This window comes from Microbulbifer maximicatervae (SeqCode) (genome assembly GCF_052467815.1).
In genome coordinates this window covers 57,600-76,806 of record NZ_CP174326.1, presented here as the reverse complement: position 1 = coordinate 76,806, position 19,207 = coordinate 57,600, and the positions used below count along the sequence as shown (strand labels likewise).

Annotated in this window: 17 protein-coding genes; 7 read left to right on the top strand and 10 right to left on the bottom strand. The window is 48.1% G+C overall.

Features of this window, described 5'->3' with window-relative positions:
* Nucleotides 1-924 precede the first annotated feature (924 nt).
* Nucleotides 925-1,260 carry a hypothetical protein gene (locus tag ACJJIW_RS00370; protein WP_282933795.1) on the bottom strand — a complete coding sequence of 112 codons (336 nt, stop codon included), beginning with the start codon at nt 1,258-1,260 and terminating at the stop codon, nt 925-927.
* A 619-nt stretch (nt 1,261-1,879) separates the two neighbouring features.
* Here ACJJIW_RS00370 and ACJJIW_RS00365 point away from each other — a divergent pair.
* Nucleotides 1,880-2,200, top strand: a complete 321-nt coding sequence (locus tag ACJJIW_RS00365) for a hypothetical protein (RefSeq protein ID WP_444936438.1) — start codon at nt 1,880-1,882, stop codon at nt 2,198-2,200.
* Between the two features lie 163 nt (nt 2,201-2,363).
* Here the strand turns inward: ACJJIW_RS00365 and ACJJIW_RS00360 are convergent, their stop codons facing one another.
* Nucleotides 2,364-2,999, bottom strand: a complete 636-nt coding sequence (locus ACJJIW_RS00360) for a class I SAM-dependent methyltransferase (protein WP_444936437.1) — start codon at nt 2,997-2,999, stop codon at nt 2,364-2,366.
* Nucleotides 3,000-3,710: 711 nt separating this feature from the next.
* On the opposite strand from ACJJIW_RS00360, the gene ACJJIW_RS00355 reads away from it, so the two are divergent.
* Entirely contained in the window at nt 3,711-4,928 is a 1,218-nt protein-coding gene (locus ACJJIW_RS00355; RefSeq protein WP_282933792.1) for a hypothetical protein, read from the top strand.
* A gap of 85 nt (nt 4,929-5,013) precedes the next feature.
* On the opposite strand, the gene ACJJIW_RS00350 is transcribed toward ACJJIW_RS00355, so the two are convergent.
* Nucleotides 5,014-5,928 carry an alpha/beta hydrolase gene (locus ACJJIW_RS00350; protein ID WP_444936436.1) on the bottom strand — a complete coding sequence of 305 codons (915 nt, stop codon included), beginning with the start codon at nt 5,926-5,928 and terminating at the stop codon, nt 5,014-5,016.
* Nucleotides 5,929-6,000: 72 nt separating this feature from the next.
* Here ACJJIW_RS00350 and ACJJIW_RS00345 point away from each other — a divergent pair, with 72 nt between their 5' ends.
* A complete protein-coding gene (locus ACJJIW_RS00345; protein WP_444936435.1) occupies nt 6,001-6,531 on the top strand; it encodes a redoxin domain-containing protein in 531 nt (176 codons plus the stop codon).
* A 93-nt stretch (nt 6,532-6,624) separates the two neighbouring features.
* A complete protein-coding gene (locus ACJJIW_RS00340) occupies nt 6,625-7,068 on the top strand; it encodes a hypothetical protein (RefSeq protein ID WP_444896442.1) in 444 nt (147 codons plus the stop codon).
* Nucleotides 7,069-7,220: 152 nt separating this feature from the next.
* On the opposite strand, the gene ACJJIW_RS00335 is transcribed toward ACJJIW_RS00340, so the two are convergent.
* The 5 genes from ACJJIW_RS00335 to ACJJIW_RS00315 all read right to left on the bottom strand — a co-directional run bounded on the left by ACJJIW_RS00335 (nt 7,221) and on the right by ACJJIW_RS00315 (nt 15,443).
* Nucleotides 7,221-7,607: a DUF2750 domain-containing protein gene (locus ACJJIW_RS00335; RefSeq protein WP_444914449.1), complete on the bottom strand. Its 387-nt coding sequence runs from the start codon at nt 7,605-7,607 to the stop codon at nt 7,221-7,223.
* 312 nt (nt 7,608-7,919) lie between these two features.
* Nucleotides 7,920-9,164: a ribonucleotide-diphosphate reductase subunit beta gene (locus ACJJIW_RS00330; RefSeq protein ID WP_108734126.1), complete on the bottom strand. Its 1,245-nt coding sequence runs from the start codon at nt 9,162-9,164 to the stop codon at nt 7,920-7,922.
* Between the two features lie 412 nt (nt 9,165-9,576).
* On the bottom strand, nt 9,577-12,516 hold the full coding sequence (locus tag ACJJIW_RS00325) for a ribonucleoside-diphosphate reductase subunit alpha (protein ID WP_282933787.1): 2,940 nt from the start codon (nt 12,514-12,516) through the stop codon (nt 9,577-9,579).
* Between the two features lie 805 nt (nt 12,517-13,321).
* Nucleotides 13,322-14,236: an ornithine carbamoyltransferase gene (argF, locus tag ACJJIW_RS00320; RefSeq protein ID WP_282933786.1), complete on the bottom strand. Its 915-nt coding sequence runs from the start codon at nt 14,234-14,236 to the stop codon at nt 13,322-13,324.
* Nucleotides 14,237-14,258: 22 nt separating this feature from the next.
* Entirely contained in the window at nt 14,259-15,443 is a 1,185-nt protein-coding gene (locus tag ACJJIW_RS00315; RefSeq protein ID WP_444936434.1) for an aspartate aminotransferase family protein, read from the bottom strand.
* Nucleotides 15,444-15,753: 310 nt separating this feature from the next.
* Between ACJJIW_RS00315 and grxD the strand changes: the two genes are divergently transcribed.
* Nucleotides 15,754-16,086: a Grx4 family monothiol glutaredoxin gene (gene grxD / locus ACJJIW_RS00310; protein WP_282933784.1), complete on the top strand. Its 333-nt coding sequence runs from the start codon at nt 15,754-15,756 to the stop codon at nt 16,084-16,086.
* Between the two features lie 111 nt (nt 16,087-16,197).
* On the opposite strand, the gene bfr is transcribed toward grxD, so the two are convergent.
* Nucleotides 16,198-16,689, bottom strand: coding sequence for a bacterioferritin (bfr, locus tag ACJJIW_RS00305; RefSeq protein ID WP_020412720.1), 492 nt, complete (start codon nt 16,687-16,689; stop codon nt 16,198-16,200).
* Between the two features lie 180 nt (nt 16,690-16,869).
* Between bfr and ACJJIW_RS00300 the strand changes: the two genes are divergently transcribed.
* Nucleotides 16,870-17,124: a hypothetical protein gene (locus ACJJIW_RS00300; protein WP_282933783.1), complete on the top strand. Its 255-nt coding sequence runs from the start codon at nt 16,870-16,872 to the stop codon at nt 17,122-17,124.
* Between the two features lie 694 nt (nt 17,125-17,818).
* On the opposite strand, the gene ACJJIW_RS00295 is transcribed toward ACJJIW_RS00300, so the two are convergent.
* Nucleotides 17,819-18,049, bottom strand: a complete 231-nt coding sequence (locus tag ACJJIW_RS00295; RefSeq protein WP_444893084.1) for a bacterioferritin-associated ferredoxin — start codon at nt 18,047-18,049, stop codon at nt 17,819-17,821.
* A 314-nt stretch (nt 18,050-18,363) separates the two neighbouring features.
* Here ACJJIW_RS00295 and ACJJIW_RS00290 point away from each other — a divergent pair, with 314 nt between their 5' ends.
* The gene (locus tag ACJJIW_RS00290; protein WP_143730920.1) at nt 18,364-18,966 is read left to right on the top strand and encodes a peroxiredoxin; all 603 of its coding nucleotides are present in this window, start codon (nt 18,364-18,366) and stop codon (nt 18,964-18,966) included.
* Nucleotides 18,967-19,207 lie beyond the last annotated feature (241 nt).

The window sequence follows — 19,207 nt, the reverse complement described above, 5'->3', positions numbered from 1 at the left end:
AAGGTGGCCGTTGACTAAGAGTTTCTGTGCCAAAGGGCTGCCGGCTGGGCAACTCACAGCGAAGTGGACGGAGATCTGGCGTAAATAAGGTTGTTATCTTAGAGGTGAAAAAGTGCGGGGCAGGTTGGGGCGCTGGTACTTCGGCGATAAATGCAAATCGGTGTTTTGCGGTTCAGCTGAGTGTAGGACTAAGAAATTGTTGGCAGTCTCGCAGTCCATGTACCCAGCGTTTATCGAGCGGAGAGCAGGCTTTCCGCACCGCTTCTGCGGATCCCACCAAGATTTTAAATCGGCTTTCAAAGTTTCGGTTGAGGTAGAGCCAGTATTTTGGTGAGACGCCTAGCCGCTTGAAGGTAGAGGAGATATCTTCAAAATAGCACCGCATTTTCTGGGGGGCTAAATGTTGGCCACTCCACTCCACCAGTACCAAGTTGAGATCTAAATGAAAGGGCAGTCCCTTAAGCGTGTTCATACATACGCTCGCCAACCACACGTGGTAGTTTTTTGGGTGTTCATTCGAGCTTGCTGTGCGCTTATTCCTTTTTGGTTTAAATCGTTTTCTGGTTAATTGTCATTGTGATCGGAGTGTGTTTATTTGCTAGATTCAAATAAAAAGAGTAAGGCTTAGCTTTGACCTCTCCAATTTATAGAGCCCAATTTAATCCTCTAAGGGATAATAGGCCCATGACGTTTATCTGTGATCAACTTATAGTTTGGATTGGTGTGGGTAGCCTCACCTTATAAAATACTAAGTTATAATAAACTCTAGTAGAATGAAAGCATGATGGATCATTATTGGATGACTTCAATCTTGTCAAACATTAATATTTATTTGATAAATCCAGATCAGTAATTTTTATTAGCTTTTGTTAAAACAAAAATTCTTATTCTGATCTGGATATTTTTTACATTAAATTCTGTTGATTATCTAATTAGAATGGAAAGTAATTTAATGTTTCCTCCAGCTGAACAGTTTGAATCATCTATTATTAGATTTACTTCTTTTCCTGCGGTATGAGCGCTAAGGGCAATAGAAAGAATATGGTCCAAATTTGGTGCACTTTCATCGGCCTGAACCATGTACACTGCATCGCTACAATCAAGTGGGTCCGGCATTTCATCTTTTAGTGTTAGGTTTACTCTTTTAGTGCCCCATCCAAGAGAAATCTGTTCGATGGTTGTCCACCCAGAGTATTCTGCTGCATAGCTATGAGTGCTTAGAAGACCTGCTGTTAGAATTGCTGCTAGTTTAGATCTCATAATATATATTGGTCCCTGCTTTTGGTATGATTGTGTTAATTGTCTATTCCACAGTTTTATCGGCAACTTCTGATTTTGCGCATCTTAATACACAGATAGTTAGAGTAAGGTGGGAGACTTTACTATTATATGATGTTGGCTCGCATTAATCCATCCGCTCTGCGGATGGTGTATTTTTCTGGTTCAAGTTTTGAGTGTTCATTGTGGTCAACAGGATATAATGTACGTTCTAATTTATACATTTGTATTACTTCATCTTTTTTCTCAGGTTGTTGATGATGGCTTTAGGGGTTTTTATGTCTTAACTGGTTAAATAGTCCTATTTAGAGGTAAGATTTCCGTACCTTTTTCGATCTGTATAGACGTTGACCTGTTATGTTGTCAGGGTGATACCGTCACCTCTTTTTTCAGCCAAAAAATATAAGATTACTCTGTATTTGACTTAACCAATTAGGGTGGTTGTCACTTTTGAGTCATGTGGCGATTAATATAGGAACAATATAGTTTTAAGGGTGACTTGGTGTGACTGTTGGTGTAATCTCATCCGGGTTTTGAACCTTTACAGTTTTGTATTTACAAGTGAATATTTATATTCTGTCAGCTAGAGTGAGCATTAGTTATGAAAAAGATTTTTTTATTTTTAGCGGCGATTGGTTTTTCCAATTCAGCACTTGCTTGGACTGAGTGTACCTTTACCCCTGAACATGTTTGGCTTGGTCTTGACGCCGAAAATGTTTGGGTGAAGTTTGAAGAAGGAAATTGGATCTTCAAAACTTCTGATGAAACAACCGATCGCCAGCTTAATTCAATTTTATCTATGACGATGGCTGCTATTACCTCAGATAGAAGTATTGTGGTCAGGTATACGGACGATAATGTTGTATGTACCGATTTGGATGGCGATAAAACCAGTGACTTTATGGGTATTAGCTTTAAGTAATTCATAGTTACTTGGTGATTAGTTTATTTGAGGGATTATTAGTATCCCAGTAATTGTGCTTGTTGAGCTTGAAACTCTCGAATAATTTGGGGGTTTCAGGTGGATGGTTATTGTAGGTTGTTTAGTGTTTATAGGAGTTTAGTGGCGTGAGCTTAAGTATTATTTAAGGTGATGTTTTATTGGGTGAGGCTTGTTTTTTCGCGACAAAAAATACCGACCCTTTTCCTGGCTGCCACTCTTTTTCAATGCTAAACCCAGCTTGAGTGAGTTTATTTGATAAGTCTTGCTTGTCAAGCGGATTAACATAAGGGGCTAACTTTAAGAACTGCATAATGGGCAATATAAGTCTCCAATTGCTATTTTTGAGTAACACTGTGCTAGAAACAAATATACCTCCAGGCTTTAATAGTTCATAGGTTCTAGCTATTGCTGTATCTATATCTTGCAGTAGATGTAGGATATTTAATCCTAAAATGGCATTGAAACTCTCATTGTTAAGCTCCAGTGTATCTAGCGTTCCTTGCTGAAATATAATATTTTTTATTGAGGCATCTATCGTTTTTTGTTTGGCAATTTCCAGCATCTTGTCAGAGATGTCGGTAGCAATAATGTTGTTCACATGTGGTGAATGATGAATAGCTGTGCTGCCGGTACCACATCCAAACTCAAGTACAGACCAGTTTGATTTAAAATACCCTTGTGTTATAGCCAATTTCCTTTTGTAGGCATCTAAATCTCTTATTGGGCTTTTCTCGTATCGGGCTGCAGTTTTGTCCCAAAATGTTTTTGAATCTATCACTTTTTATTCCCTCTTTAGGCTTGGTTGCTGATATTTATGTAAACTGTGGATAATATGCTCAATATAAATTTCTCTCACAGTTTCTAGTTGTTGCCGGCTAACTTTTCAGGATGGAAGTAAGCTTTCCATATTTTTGGAATATTAGTGGCTACCATTGTTCTCTACCCAAAGGTGATTGCTGCATATATTTATATCTCGAAATTTCTACTAAGTGTGTAACTTCCGCGCCAAAATTTGTACTGGAAATATAATGTGTATTTATTTTGGGTAGATAGCTTATTCTTAATTACCTATCTTGATATATGTATAAACATAAAAAATGAGACTTAAATAATTTCCTTTAATTTATATGGGGTAAGTCAAATTTTATACGAAGCCTACCTTCTCCAAATATATCAATCTTTCAATTTTGGGGGGCTATATCTCAAATTTGTGTAAGCATTACTCACTTTCTCTCTGGTCCACTTGACACGGTTTAGGCTTGGGAAATTAGAGATTTTGAGAAATGGATCACACTGCATTAAGCTCAGAAGCCTTTCGTGACCAGTTGGTCAATTTCATTGTCGCCCTGGAGATCTATGTGGCGCTATTAGTCATATTCTTGGCACTAATTAACCAGATACCTTTCGCAAGCCATAAAACAGTCTCGGCAATATAAAAAGACAATTTAAAAATTGGGAACAAGCCCGAGCAAAATAAAAGGACATCACAATGACACTTTATCAGCGATTGGGTGCGAGCTTCTCTCTACTATTGGCTGGACTCTTGGGGTCGACTTCAGCGAGTGCAGATAATTGCTACATCCTGGTTCATGGCCATGGTACTGAGGGCCATATTAAACAGCGAACCGATTCCCAGGGGAATCTTGAGCAGCCAGCTTTGGATTACTGGAGTGAAGCGTACTTCGATGAGTATACGGGTAGTGACTTTATTGAGCAGTTGCGTGTAAACGGCGGTAATTATGGTGTAGTTGGGTATAACTCTACCGATGAAGGCGAGATGCCATATTGGCATGACGGCACAGCGGGTGAAATTGCCCGGCAGATTATTGCCATTCGCAATGGGGAAGGCGATGACTTTGAGCACGAAAACCAGTGTGCAGCCGATGATACTTTCTATGTGATTGCACACAGTCAGGGCGCTACCCAGATGATGTATCTCGCTGGTAATGCGATCCCGGGTTCGCCCTACTATAACCGCGCCTACAACCAGTATGATTCCAACACCGTGACCGAAACCTCTGAAGTTTGTTCTGGTTCCTGGTTTTGGAAAAGCTGCAAAACGAAAACCGAAACTGTAAATGTTGCCGGCCTGGATGACGATTACGCAGTTGAAGTGGATTTTGAAACTGCCATCAGTGGCATCGCAGCAATCTTTACTACTGGTGGCGCAATAACTGGCACAGAGGGCGTTGACCGTTTGTGTAATGGTAGTTGGATTGAAGACTTGATCAATGACTGGTTTATCGGTCGTGAGTGTTCAGCCGTACGCTACCTGCAGACCAATGATGTCTATGCTGTACGCAACTATGTTGGCACCAACCTGGCCGCGCCGGTTTATACTATTGGTGGCTATGCGGGCTTCCCTGGTATCGAGAGCGCTAGCTCCCTGTTATTAAGCGGTGAGGACGATGGTTACATCAACTTGGCTTCCCAGATGAACTGTTCTGGATCTGCCAAGCGTAACTTGTGGTCAAACCTAAAGGAATATAAGACTTTCCTGGGAGTTGCTTACGGGAGTGCTATCTTCTCCTGCGATAATGACAACAAGGGAACAGCGCGCTCCTATAACCTGGCGAGTATTTATACCGATCATGACGCTCAGCGTAACGGCGGTATTATGGCCCCAGACTACACCGGTATCCCCGATGGCCTGAACTGTGGTGCCGGTAAAAATACGGCTGGTCGTATTGCTGCCTGCACAGAGTAATTAGCTGATCGTTTTAAAGAGCCCGCTTTTACGCGGGCTTTTTAATTTGCGGGAACCTAATATTTACTGCTATTAATTTTTAGCTCTAGTGATCCTCTATCACTTGCAAATTGTTCTCTGCTTTCATACGAGATATTTCGATCTCTTCCGCAAAAATCTCATGGATGCCGAAACGGTAACTGTCAGTACTATTTGCCGCATGGGTACCGTCTGGAATCGTTGTAAATGCAATGCGCCAGGGAGTGTTTCCTCGTTCTTTCCAGTGCTTATGCCAAGAGAGTGCATCATTGCGCAGGTTTGGCATATCATTAGAGCCGCTGGTTACTACCAGAGTCAGATCCTCTCTTGTCGCTTGCACAGGTTCCCTGTAGAAAAATTCCTGTTGTGGTAGGAAGGTGGCGTTACTAGCTATCAAGCCTTGAAATAAGTCGGGCTTAGAAAATGCCGTGTAAAGCACAAAATATCCCCCTCGACTTTGACCGAAGAGAACCCGTTGCTGAGGGTTTACCGCGTAGCGGCTTTCAACTACTGGCAAGAGCTCCTGCTCTAGAAAGTTGAGAAACTGCGCCGCACCGCCATACTTAAGTGTGTCACTGTCACCGGGTAGAGAAAAGTCAAAACTGCGATGATTGATCTCGGGTTTAAATGAGCCGTAAGCAATACCTACAATAATCGCCTCGGGGGCGTAATCGTCGTAATGCATAAACAGGTGATTAGTAGCCAAAATTGGGAATAGGGAATCCCCATCAAGGAGATAAATGACCGGGTAAGTTGTATCCTCGTTTGGATTATAGCCCTCTGGCAGGCGAGTATAGATATGGTAGGGGCGCCCAATAATCGCTGAATCCAGCTTAAAGTAGTCCCCATTCAGGGCAGGCAAAAACTCAAGAGGCTGGGAATGACTTTCAGGGGAAGAGTTACTTTGGTGGTTAGCAGGGCAGCCACTTAGCAGTCCGGCTGCTAATAGCGTTGATAGAAAACGAATAAGGGGCTTTTTCATCGAGTCTCCTATACTAACGATGGGATTCATTGGTTGACCAAATCTCTTCTTATATTCTCAAGTGGAGTGCTAATGAGCAATATAAAGCTTGCTGCTGGTATCGATTTTCCTGCAATAGAAGTAAAGCGACTTGGTGGAGGTGAGTTGGTACTGGGGAAGCCTGAAGGTAGCTTCCCTTGGCAAATGGTAGTCGTTTACCGAGGTAAGCACTGCCCACTATGTACCAAGTATTTGCGTGTCTTGAGTGTACTACTACCCCGCTATCATGCGGAGGGTATTGACGTGGCTGTTGTCTCTGCCGATACGGAGGAAAAAGCTTCTCTGCATATGGAAGCAATTCAGCCGGGATTTACTGTCGGTTACGGTTTATCAATACCCCAAATGCAGCAGCTTGGGCTCTATATTTCAAAACCCCGCTCCCCTGAAGAAACAGATAGGCCCTTTGCTGAACCGGGTGTTTTTGTCATCAACGAATCTGGAAGGCTGCAAATAGTCGACATTTCCAATGCACCTTTTGCGAGGCCTGACTTGCAAACGCTATTGGTGGGTATCGAGTTTATCCGAAATCCTGATAACCATTACCCAATTAGGGGAACATATTAAGATTTTTTAAATACCCTGCTAATTCAGGGAGCTATATTTTGGATTAAAAGTTTGTAGTAAAGTTAGAGGTCTGGAATTTAAGGGGGTAGGATAGTGACGAACGCTTTTCTCTCTGAGGTGAATCACTTCAAGCTTAATCCAATTGATAATAGTAAAGTCGTATTAATTGATGGCCCCAACCAAAGAGCTATACCCGTTTATGGTAGAGAGATTGTTGCTCAATACCAATTTCTCGATAAAGTGTTAGTTATCCTACATGATTGGTGGTCTCTGGATCAGGGAGTTAATATCTACCTACTCTCTAGAGGAAGAGTTTTGGATTTTGCTTTGAGTTCGGATATCGACTTATGGGGAGATTTAGATGACGTGAAAGTTATCCAACCGGATACTATTTGCTTTTCTTTTCCGAATGCTTTGCACTGGCGACTGCGCTGCTATAAGCGGGCAAGGCCGGCTTTATATCTTTCTCTTCCTTATAGTTTTTGGTGGCGTCGAAACTTATTTTATTCCTGGTTTTCATTGCAGCGCCTCAAGTGAATAGTATATATAAATATCAGGCGGCGAATCTGTAATTGTATATTACCCAAGTAAGATAACAGGTGTTTACCCTGTTATCTTACTTTTATTCAATAGAGCTGAACTTTCTTTGTCGGATTTTTGAAGCGATAGCTTCAACGTGAATAGCCTATTTAGAAGTTGTTCAGCTCTTCCCGTAGATCGATCTCTAGTTCCTCTGAGCTAGTAATCCATACGCTTTTATCCGGCGCAGGAAATACACCTATTTCAATGTCGTCACCTTTTAAGCCGGAAAGCCACTTCTTTAAAAACTGTGGTAAGGGAATGCTTTTAGGGGTGAGGCCCGTTTCATTCTCAGCATAGGCTTGGGCAAATTCAGCGCTTGGCCATACTGGCAGATATTCAAAGCCACCATCTTCATCGGTGTGTATTTTAAGAAAGCAATTTTGGCTATCGATCAGTATCCAGATCTCCCGCTCTTCTCCGGCTATGCTCAGAAAATACTCGTAGCGATCTTCACAGCTGAGATTAGTTATTTCACTTAAATCTGGGGTGCTCATATATCAATTCATTGTAGCTAGGTAATAGGCGAGTAGGGATAACTGAAGGCCTGCTCATCTAGAGGCATAGCTGTTATACCAATTAATGCGGGGCATTATGCGCGAATACAAGCCGCTATCCAAATGCTTTGCCGAGATGGTCAGCGGCAGGGGGAGAGAAAGAGTTTCTATAGAACTTAAGTCTATGGTTAGAGTGAAGAGGAAACTGGAATGCTCAAAATAAAAAAAACGGGCATTAAGCCCGTTTTCAATACTTCTCTTCCTGTGAGCGACTACTTTCTCCTTTTTAGTAATTCGCTAACCAGGAAGCGCTTACCACTGCAGTGCGCCGCCGGTTTGGTATTCGATAACACGGGTTTCAAAGAAGTTTTTCTCTTTGCGCAGGTCCATAATTTCAGACATCCACGGGAATGGGTTCTGAGCGCCAGGGAACTGCTCTTTCAGGCCCAGCTGGCTAAGGCGGCGGTTGGCGATAAACTGGAGGTACTCCTCCATCATATTCGCATTCATGCCGAGTACGCCGCGGGGCATGGTGTCGCGGGCATAGGCTACTTCAAGCTCCATACCCTCGAGAATCATCTGGGTCACTTCCTGCTGGAATTCCGCTGTCCACAAGTGTGGATTTTCCAGCTTAATCTGGTTGATAACGTCAATGCCGAAGTTCAGGTGCATAGACTCGTCGCGCAGGATGTACTGGAACTGCTCGGCAACACCGGTCATTTTGTTGCGGCGACCCATGGACAGGATCTGGCTGAAGCCACAGTAGAAGAAAATACCCTCAGTGACAGCGTAGAAGGCGATCAGGTTGCGCAGCAGCTCCTGGTCGGATTCAACGGTGCCGGTTTTGAAGTTGGGATCACCGATGGCCTGGGTGTGGGACAGGCTCCAGGCCGCTTTTTTGGCAACCGCAGGCACTTCGCGGTACATATTGAAGACTTCACCTTCGTCCATACCCAGGGACTCTACACAGTACTGGTAGGCGTGGGTGTGAATGGCTTCTTCAAAAGACTGACGCAGCAGGTACTGGCGGCACTCCGGGTTGGTGATATGACGGTAGATCGCCAATACCAGGTTGTTAGCAACCAGGGAGTCTGCGGTGGAGAAATAGCCCAGAGAGTATTCTACGATGCGACGCTCGTCCTCGGTCAGACCGTTGGGGTCTTTCCACATGGACACGTCTTTGTTCATATTGATTTCTTGGGGCATCCAGTGGTTGGCGCAGCCGTCCAGGTATTTTTGCCAGGCCCAGTCGTATTTAAAGGGAACCAACTGGTTGAGGTCAGCGCGGCAATTAATAATGCGCTTTTCATCTACCTGGATGCGGGCCGCACCCATTTCCAGTTCTTCCAGGCCGGGAGCCGGGTCCATATTAGCAACTGCGGCACGGGCGGCATCAACGGCAGTGGAGCCGCTTTGGGCCGCAGGCGACGCCGGAGCGGCTGTGTAGGAAGCGCTGGGCTCCTGCACGGATTTTGCCTGGGCCTCCGGCGTCGGTCGCGGTTCGGTTGCTTTTTCAGGTTGTTGGGGCTTGGTGTCGATGTCGTCCCAGCTCAGCATAGTTGGCCCTTTTGATCGGTCTCACTATCGAAAGTTCGATAAAAAATTCTTAAATCTTCCTGGTGTATTACTCACTAATTGTGTGTAACCAGGGATGACATACCGGTGATTTTTTTTACCGGCAATAATTCATTACAGGCTCGTATTTTTAACTCGCCTGGGCACAGAAAATCCTGTGCCAGATCAATTTTTGCTGCGCTTTTGTGCATTTATTTGCACTGAATTTTCGCTGGCAATTGCACTGGGTTTTCTCGGGAAAATAAGCCGCAGCCGATCCCCGGTCCCTATGGTATTACCCACTATTAAAATAATGGGTGGACCGGGGTCGCTGCGCATGGTCATGCCCGCACTTGCGGTTACGACGCTCTCCCCCGAGAGTCAGTGCAGCCCCTGTAAAAAAGGGGCTTAAATTTTACTGGCAGGCCTCGCAATCCGGGTCGTCCAGTGAGCAGGCCTGAGGCACTGCGGCCGGTGCAGGTGCAGCTTGCTCAGCAGGTGCTGCCGCAGCCACTCCGTTGCTACCGCCGTGTGCACTTACCGCGTTCAGGGTGCCACTATTTACCGTAGATTTCTCTGTGGTAGTGGCAGCCAGTGCGCGCAGGTAGTAAGTGGTTTTCAGGCCACGGAACCAAGCCATGCGATAGGTCAGGTCCAGCTTCTTGCCGTCGGCGCCGGCAATATACAGGTTCAGGGACTGGGCCTGGTCGATCCACTTCTGGCGACGGCTGGCAGCGTCCACGATCCAGCGTGGCTCCACTTCAAACGCGGTGCGGTATTTCGCTTTCAGGTCTTCCGGTACGCGATCGATTTTCTGTACAGAACCTTCATAGTATTTCAGGTCGTTAACCATGACCTGATCCCACAGGCCGCGATCTTTCAGATCGTGTACCAGGTAGGGGTTTACTACGGTGAATTCGCCGGACAGGTTCGATTTCACATACAGGTTTTGGTAAGTCGGTTCGATCGACTGGGAAACTCCGGTGATATTGGCAATGGTCGCAGTAGGAGCGATTGCCATTACGTTGGAGTTACGCATACCTTGGGCTTTTACTTTCTCGCGCAGGCCGTCCCAGTCCAGAGTGGAGCTGGTGTCCTGTTCGATAAACTGCTGGCCGCGCTGCTCAGCCAGGATCTGGATGGAATCCAGTGGCAGAACACCTTTGCTCCACAGGGAGCCTTCGTAGGTCTGGTACTTGCCGCGCTCGGCTGCCAGGTCGCTGGAAGCGGAGATGGCTTCGAAGCTGATCGCTTCCATGGTGTTATCGGCGAAGGCCACGGCTTCGTCGCTGGCATAGGCGATGCCGGCCTTGTACAGCGCGTCCTGGAAGCCCATCAGGCCCATGCCCACAGGACGGTGACGCATGTTGGACTGGCGTGCACTTTCAACCGCGTAGTAGTTGATGTCGATAACGTTATCGAGCATACGCACCGCAGTTTTTACGGTATTGGCCAGCTTGGTGCGGTCGAGTTCACCATTTTCACCAATGTGTTGAGCCAGGTTGACGGAGCCCAGGTTACACACGGCGATTTCGTCGTCGGCCTTAGTGTTGAGAGTGATCTCGGTGCACAGGTTGGAGCTGTGAACCACACCGGCGTGCTGCTGCGGACTGCGCAGGTTGCAGCTGTCTTTAAAGGTGATCCAGGGGTGGCCGGTTTCGAACAGCATGCCCAGCATCTTGCGCCACAGGTCTAGTGCGCGGATCTTCTTGAACAGACGCAGCTTGCCTTCGGCAGCCAGTTGCTCGTAGTGGTTGTAGCGTTCTTCGAATGCGGTGCCGAACAGGTCGTGCAGGTCCGGGCAATCGGCCGGGGAGAACAGGGTCCACTCTTTGTCTTCGAACACGCGCTTCATAAACAGGTCGGGGACCCAGTTAGCGGTGTTCATATCGTGGGTGCGGCGGCGGTCGTCACCAGTGTTTTTGCGCAGCTCGAGGAATTCCTCGATATCCAGGTGCCAGGTTTCCAGGTAGGCACAGACAGCGCCTTTGCGTTTACCGCCCTGGTTGACGGCTACTGCGGTGTCATTGGCCACTTTCAGGAAGGGCACAACACCTTGGGACTTGCCGTTGGTGCCTTTGATATAGGAACCCAGGGAGCGCACCGGCGTCCAGTCATTGCCGAGACCGCCTGCCCACTTGGACAGCATGGCGTTATCGCGGATCGCGCCGTAAATGCCGTGCAGGTCGTCCGGTACCGTGGTCAGGTAGCAGGAGGACAGCTGCGGGCGCAGGGTGCCGGCGTTGAACAGGGTCGGGGTGGAACTCATGTAGTCGAAAGAGCTCAACAGGTTGTAGAACTCTACCGCGCGCTCGTTTTTGTTCTCTTCATTAATGCTGAGGCCCATGGCGACACGCATAAAGAAGATCTGCGGCAGCTCAAAACGAATATCGTCGCTGTGCAGGAAGTAGCGGTCGTACAGAGTCTGCAGGCCCAGATAAGTGAACTGGTGATCGCGCTCGCCTTTTAGAGCTTCGCCGAGTTTTTCCAGGTCGAAGGTGGCCAGTGCCGGGTCCAGCAGGTCCAGCTCGATACCCTTTTTCACGTAAGTGGGCAGGGTAGAGGCGTACAGCTTTTCCATCTCGTGCTGGGTGGCGCGCTCGGCAACACCGAGGAAGCGCAGAGCTTCGGAGCGCAGCTTGTCCAGCAGCAGGCTGGCGGTAGCGAAGGTGTAATTGGGCTCCTGCTCAACCAAGGTGCGCGCAGTGATTACCAGTGCGGTGTTGATATCGTTTTCGGAAACACCGTCGTACAGGTTTTTCAGGGCTTCGTTAAGAATTGCCGCGCTGTCGACATCTTTGAGGCCTTCACAGGCTTCTTTGACAACGGTGCGCAGGCGCTCCATATCCAGAGGTGCAAGGCTGCCATCGTCCTGCTTTACACGGATGCTGGGGTGGGCATCGACGGCTTGCTCGGCAATTTGAGCAGTTTTTTCTTTCTCTGCGCGCAGGCGGGCGTGTTCTTCGCGGTAGAGTACGTAGTCGCGGGCAACCTTTTGTTCACCGGCGCGCATCAGGGCCAGCTCTACCTGGTCCTGGATCTCTTCAATGTGGATAGTGCCGCCAGAGGGCATGCGGCGTTTGAAAGTGGCACTGATCTGGCCGACCAGCTCTTCAACTTGCTCGTGGACACGGCTGGAAGCAGCGGCGGTGCCGCCTTCAACAGCGAGGAAGGCTTTAGTCACGGCGACGGCGATTTTGCTGTCGTCGTAGGGTACAACGGTGCCATTGCGCTTGATTACGCGGATCTGGCCCGGTGCAGTAGCGGCCAGAGTCGTGCCGCCAGTCGCCTGGTCGCTGGAGGTGCCTGATTTTTCCGCAGGCACGGCTTGAGAGCGCCCTGTCTCTGTGTGCATGTAAATCTCCGAAAGGTTTGTACTGTTGTCTGTCCGCGTGCGTTCAAAAGAACGGCGGCCACATGACTGCGTGGCATGGCGGAGCGTGTCCTTCGCATTGCCAGTGTTTATCCACAGCTGTGGACACTGGAAACAGGCGGCTTGTCACTGGCTATCTGAAAAGGTTTGCCAGCTGCTGCCTGTGGCGGAAATTCCATTCCGCCCGCTTACCTCTGATTCTGCTTTGAAAAAAGCAGCGCCTGACGCCCACTGCCAAAAAGTGTGGTGATGCGCCGGAATTTGCCCCACAAAATGGGGGTGCTCTTAAGCCTCTACCCCAATATATAGGGGGTCGGCCTCGAGTGCGCTACAAGATAATGCGGTAGGCGGGTCAGTTCAAGGCGAATAACTATGTAGTTGTTTGTGGATAAATTGTGGGTAGAGGTGCTGAGTCAGTAGCCACTTTCGCGGCAGAGCCCGCCAGCCCTGGGCTGCAAAGGAGTGGGTGCCGGGGAAGAACGCTGGGTACAGTGTCTTACAATTTTTTTTAATAGCTCGAGCGCTGTAAATTAACAACGGCAATAACCATTTGCAAATGGCTGCTCTTTGAGCAAAGTGGTACTCAATTGCTCAATTTACTGACGCTTATTTAATTCTGACATCTTGGCTGGCTGTAAATTAGTCGTTGGCGCCGATTGCTAAATTTAGCGATCTCTTGATTGTTTTGTCGCCAATCGCATCTTTTATACATTGTCGGGGAGAGGCGCAGGGGAGTGAGTACAGGTAGCAGGGTACAACCGCAGGAGTGGCTGTACCCTTTTAGGGTTTATCGACTGTGGTCTTGGAGGAATTCCATCAGGGCTTTTTGCGCATGAAGGCGGTTTTCAGCCTCATCCCATACCACCGAGATGTTGCCATCCTCTAAAAGTTCGGCACTCACCTCCTCTCCACGGTGGGCGGGCAAGCAGTGCATAAAGATGGCATCGCTATTGGCATGGCTCATCAGCTCGTGGTCCACGAGGAAGTTCTCGAAGGCTTTCAGGCGGATCTGTTGTTCAGTTTCCTGTCCCATGGAAGCCCACACATCGGTAGCCACCCAATCGGCCCCTTTCACAGCCTCCACTGGATCGTGTACTACGGTGACCCGATCACTTGCCGAAGCGAGGATATTGGCGTTGGGCTCGTAGCCGGGCGGGCAGGCTATGCGCAGCTCAAAATTGCACAGGCGGGCAGCATTAATATAGGAGTGGCACATATTGTTGCCGTCGCCAACCCAGGCGACCACCTTGCCCTCTGGACTGCCGCGGTGCTCTACAAAGGTTTGGATATCTGCGAGCAGCTGGCAGGGGTGGTAGCTGTCGGAGAGGGCATTAATCACCGGTACCTTTGAATATTCGGAGAAGCGCTCCAGTACCTGGTGGCCAAAGGTGCGAATCATCACCATATCCACCATGCTGGAAATTACTCGGGCGCTGTCTTCAACGGGCTCCCCACGGCCTAACTGAGTATCGCGGGGAGATAGGAAGAGGGCGCTGCCGCCCATCTGTGCCATACCGGCCTCAAATGAAACGCGGGTGCGAGTAGAGGATTTCTCAAAAATCATCCCCAGCACTTTGCCGCGAAAAAGGTCGGTATTTATTCCTTGAGTGCGCAGTGTTTTGAGTTCGATCGCGCGCTCAATAATTTGCTTGAGCTCTTCCGAAGACAAGTCTGTCAGGGTAAGAAAATGTCTGATCGCCATAAGCTGTTCTCCTTTTTTTGCATCAGACTGCTTGCAGTGCAAACTGGTGAATCAGTGAGCTGATATCGTTTGCCAATTGATGGCACTCGTCGTCGCTGAGTGTGAGTGGGGGAAGCAGGCGAACTACATTGCCGGCTGTAACATTGATCAGTAATCCGAGCTCGCGGGCTTTGTCCACCAGTGTGGCACAGGGCTGCTGTAATTCGATGCCGATCATCAGCCCCAGCCCGCGCACCTCTTTAACCTGGTTGCAATCGGATAACTGCTGTTGCAGCTGATGAAGCAAGCGTTGCCCTAACACCTCGGCACGCTCTACCAGCCATTCATTTTCCAGTGTTTCGAGAACTGTCAGGGCTGCGCTGCAGGCGAGAGGGTTGCCGCCAAAAGTGGAGCCGTGGGTGCCCGCAGAAAATAACTGTGCGGCAACTCCCCTTGCCAGGCAGGCTCCGATGGGAACGCCATTCCCGAGCCCTTTGGCGGTTGTCACAACATCGGGCTTTATTCCTTCATGCTGGTAGGCAAACATTTTGCCGCTGCGGCCGTTCCCGCTCTGCACTTCATCCAGCATCAGGAGCCAATCATGCTGATCGCAGAGTTCTCGCAATTGACTTAGGTAGTTGGGGGAGGGGATACGTACACCACCCTCCCCCTGGATCGGTTCTACCAGTATTGCGACAATATCGTTACGTTCAGCCGCGAGCTTTTCGATGGTTGCGGTGTTATTAAACGGTACACGCAGGAAGCCCTCAGGCAGAGGACCGAAGCCTTCTTGGATTTTTTCATTACCGGTTGCTGTCAGGGTGGCCAGGGTACGGCCGTGGAAAGCGCCTTCCATTACCAGGATTTGAGGGATTTCAATGTTGCGGCTATTGCCTAGCCGGCGAGCTAATTTAATCGCTGCTTCATTGGCCTCAGCACCGGAATTGGAGAAAAAGACATTGTCCATGCCAGACAACTGTACCAGCTTGTCCGCCAGTTTCTCCTGAGCCGGGATATTGTAGAGATTGGATACATGTAACAGGGTTCGGATCTGCTCGTGTAGGGCTAGGGTCACTTTGGGGTGGCAGTGGCCAAGGCCGCAGACGGCGATTCCAGAGATTGCATCCAGGTATCGTCGGCCCTGATCATCCCACACATAGTTGCCTTCACCCCGCACTAGCGTGAGGGTTCGATCGCCATAGTTTTGCATGAGTGTCGAGGTGGCCACTGAGGCATCTCCTTAGATATTGACTGTCTGGATTATCTCTTTTCCGCAGAAAATTCTGTTTAAGTCTTTTAATCTGCACTTAATATTGATTGGGGTAATACTAACACAGCATTTATATACTGTGCGCTACCTGGGTGGCTGAATTTTCAACATTGTGTGCAGTGTTTCAGGTCTGCAGTTCTTGCATTCATCAGGGGGATGGTGTGCCGGCCCCACTGGGGTACAATGGATGCCGGCGCGCTATATCAGATGATGGTATGGTGCCTATACACTTACTTTTTGCTTCGACCACCTGAGGTTTTTCACGCTTATGGATACACTGGAGAACATCAAGCAGCAGATCGCTGATAACACCATTCTGCTTTATATGAAAGGTAGCCCTAATGCCCCCCAGTGCGGCTTTTCCATGCGGGCCTCCCAGGCGATGATGGCTTGCGGTAAGCGCTTTGCCTACGTTGATATTCTGGCTAACCCGGACATCCGCGCTGAGCTGCCTAAGTACGCGAACTGGCCGACGTTCCCCCAGCTGTGGGTTAAGGGCGAACTGATCGGTGGCTGTGACATCATTATGGAAATGCACGAGAACGGTGAGCTGAAAACCTTGATTGATGAGGCATCAGCGGAGAGCGAGGGCGAGGATTGATTTCCGTTTTTGCTCCAATATGTCTGTCGCTATAGATGGCAGGCATATTGTAGGAACAAAAAAAACCGCAGCGAAAACTGCGGTTTTTTTATGCCTGTGAGAGGACTTAAACTACTTGCCAGAGTGGCCGGCTGCAGTTTCCATTTGAGTTTGCAGGTAGTTTTGAATGCCAACTTTGTCGATCAGCTCCAGCTGGGTTTCCAGCCAATCTACATGCTCTTCCTCAGACTCGAGGATTTTCTCCAGCAATTCACGGCTGCCGTAATCCCGAACGGACTCGCAATAGGCGATGGCCTCACGCAGGTCGGGGATGGCCTTGGATTCAATTTTTAAGTCGCATTTGAGCATCTCTTCGGTATTTTCACCGATCAGAAGTTTGCCCAAGTGCTGCAGGTTTGGAATACCTTCGAGGAAAAGAATGCGCTCGATCAGCCAATCGGCATGCTTCATTTCATCGATGGATTCATGATATTCCTGTTTGCCCAGCTCTTTTAAACCCCAGTTATCGTACATGCGGGCGTGTAGGAAATACTGGTTAATAGCTACCAGTTCATTACCCAGTACTTTATTTAAATGCTCAATTACCTTGGGGTCGCCTTTCATAGCCTGTGCTCCTGAAGCCCTGCCAACTCAATAAGGTTCGCAGAGAGTTCCTATTTGTAAGTCGCTAGAGATTAGTTGATATTTTTAGTTACTAAAGTTTATTAGTCACTAAAGTCTGCGGCTGCCTGATTTACCTAATTTTATTTTAGGGTTTAAGCTGCAATCGGGGCTGAGTTTGCGTTGCGATTTGCGGCAAGTCAAGAAATAATTTTTCTTGCGGAATGCAGGAAAAACAAGGGTTTTAACGCAAATTTAGCCGAAAATGGCAACGAAAATAATTATCATTTAGGTTGTGTGAGCAATGCAGCAATAAGTCATTTATTTCGAATATTAACCCTTGTTATTGATAGGTTGCGTACTTTAGTTGAGGCTAATGTTTTCACGTTTGGTATTAATAATGCTTCTTATTTATATATGCAGGTGAAACGCTTGTAGTCATAAGCTGAGTCAAAACCTTTTCCAGTATTCGAATGGCGCTTGAATAATTAATTTTATTTATAAATTAAATGACCCCATCTTTTGATGGTTTGCCATCTGACCGACTCATTGAATGGCTACCTGAGATATAAAAGTGATTGGGGGATCTTTTGTTGATGGAATCATGTCCTGAATTGATGTTGATCACTGTTGAATGTCACGTGGATTACAAAGGGATTAACAAAGCGGTGTCTGAATAAATCCATGATACTTTCGGGCTCCTGAAGTCAGCAGATATTCGGTGCTTCGTTGCAAGTACCCTGTCTAACAAGACCCACCCTACAGGCTTTCATGGCAATTCATGCTCTGCGCTGTAAGAACCAAAAACCTCACGGAATTATTTAGAAGCTCTCTAAAACAGGTTTTCTTAATGTTCAGCTCTTCCGATCCAAAGGATATTGCTGAGAGACCGGAGAGGTAAGTAACTCGGAGGGCTAAAGTTTGGTGGGTATGTAAAGCCGGGGGGTGTTTTCAGGTTGAGATTTATAGCTGTCTAAGGTTGGCCAATATATGTTCAGGCTGAGAGCGGCGACAAAGACAATGGGTGTAAGTAAGTTCGATCTGAGTGGGGGTCTTATACAGGCTCGTAAGGTTTTACGGAGAGATGAAAGTGGTAAAGAGGCCACTAGAGGAGGGTGGCCATCTTGGGCGGTCAGCTGGCGGAGTAGAAGAGGCCGCTGTTGGCAGAGGACACCATCCCACCGCTCATGGTCTCGTCGATGATCTCCTTGGTCTGCTCGGCACAGCGTCCACATTGAGAAGAAACGCCCAGCTGGCGTCTCAAAGCCTTCACCGAAGTGGAGCCATCATAGATCGCCTCTTTAATCTGGCGGTCAGTTATGCCCTTACAAATACATACATACATGGCGGTGGCTCTGTTCAACTCTTACTCAATAGTAGTCAGGTAGGAATCCTATTGCAATTGAGAATGAGTGTCAATAAGATTCCGGAATGATCGCATTTCACCCTCTTTGTTTGCTATTTGTACATTTTTGCGGGTAGGTCATCCTATTTTGGGTGTTAGTTCACGCATAGCCGTTCTGCTATCAGCCTGATTTAAAAAATTTATGGGCCTGAAATAAGTGGGTGTGTATCATAGCGGCCCACTATTAATTCCCATTCGATTTATAGCTGTTGCTCATAAATTGAACACTCTACGTATCATCAACAACCCATCATTGGATTGAGGAGGTTTTCATGGCAGTTCTGGTAGGCAAGCCGGCTCCGGATTTCACCGCTGCAGCGGTATTGGGTAACGGCGAGATCGTCGATACTTTTAACCTGAAAGAAGCAATCAAAGGTAAGAAGGCTGTAGTTTTCTTCTACCCGCTGGACTTCACCTTCGTATGTCCTTCTGAGCTGATCGCTTTCGACCACCGTTTCGCTGAGTTTGAAAAGCGCGGTGTTGAGGTAATCGGTGTATCCATCGATTCCCAGTTCTCTCACAACGCATGGCGTAACACCTCCGTCAACGACGGTGGTATCGGCCCGGTTAAGTACACCCTGGTTGCAGACGTTAAGCACGAAATCTGCCAGGCGTACGACGTAGAAGCTGACGCTGGTGTTGCTTTCCGCGGTTCCTTCCTGATCGACGAAGAAGGCAATGTACGTCACCAGGTAGTTAACGATCTGCCGCTGGGCCGTAACGTTGACGAAATGCTGCGCATGGTTGACGCTCTGGCGTTCCACCAGGAGCACGGTGAAGTTTGCCCCGCCGGCTGGCAGGAAGGCGACAAAGGTATGAACGCTTCTCCGGAAGGTGTAGCGGCTTACCTGAGCGAGAACGCTGAGAAGCTGTAAGACGCTTTTTGCGCTGGGGTCTCCGGACCCCAAAAAGAAGAACCGCCGCAAGGCGGTTTTTTTGTTTGTACAAGCCTTGTTGCGCTGACCTGCGCTGATTGGCATGGCCGTCCCCGCGCCGGAGAAAAGTGCAGACTAGAATTCAGCAGTCAGTCCTGCGTGGCGCCTAAATAGAGTTTTTGCCCGCTGGCTGCTAGTCTTATCTGCAACTACCGGATTGCTTTGGCGGCTCGATTTGCTT